1 protein-coding gene is annotated in these 693 nt (G+C 54.8%); it reads left to right on the forward strand.

From position 1 onward, the window contains the following. On the forward strand, nt 1-693 hold a 693-nt coding region (locus KZ793_RS17075; protein ID WP_225816426.1), incomplete at both ends, for a two-partner secretion domain-containing protein.

The following is a 693-nucleotide window of genomic DNA, read 5'->3' on the forward strand; positions in this document are numbered from 1 at the left end:
ATCAGCATTTGGCAGCGGATGAAAATATTGAAATCCATGCGGGCGCAGGGATAAATCTGGCGGGCATGGCCCTGACCGCCGGGAAAGGTATTACTCTCACCAGTGGTGGCTCGCTTGATGTGGGTCACGTCACCGCCGGCAACAATTTAACCCTGATTGCCGGCGGCAATATGGCGGAGACCACCTTATCGGCAGCAGGGATGGCCGCAGTCGCCAAAAATAGCCCCGCGTTGTACTCAGCCGACGGAAAATATACCCCGGTGACGGCGGCGTTGATTGACCTCGCATTAGGCAATGCTCCCCAACTGGACATCAATATCCCAGCAATAGCCGGTGGCATACCCGGGATTCAACTGGCGGATAAACGAGCGCGGATTGCCGTGAGAAATAACCGGCCTATTATCCATATTGCGGCCCCTAATTCCCGCGGGGTTTCACATAACCGTTATCGGGAGTTTAATGTTGGGGCTTTAGGCGTAGTGCTTAATAATGCGCCCGCTGCGACCCAATCCGTCCTGGCGGGACAAATTGGGGCAAACCCCAACTTCCACGGTCAATCGGCTGAGTTGATTATCAATGAAGTGGTGGGGAGTGTTGCCTCAACTCTACAGGGTCTGCTGGAAGTGGCGGGGCAAAAAGCCGCGGTCTTTATCGCTAACCCGAACGGCATAACCTGTCATGGCTGTGGCTTTA

It is taken from the genome of Photorhabdus antumapuensis (assembly GCF_020387775.1).
GTDB classification, from domain to species: domain Bacteria; phylum Pseudomonadota; class Gammaproteobacteria; order Enterobacterales; family Enterobacteriaceae; genus Photorhabdus; species Photorhabdus antumapuensis.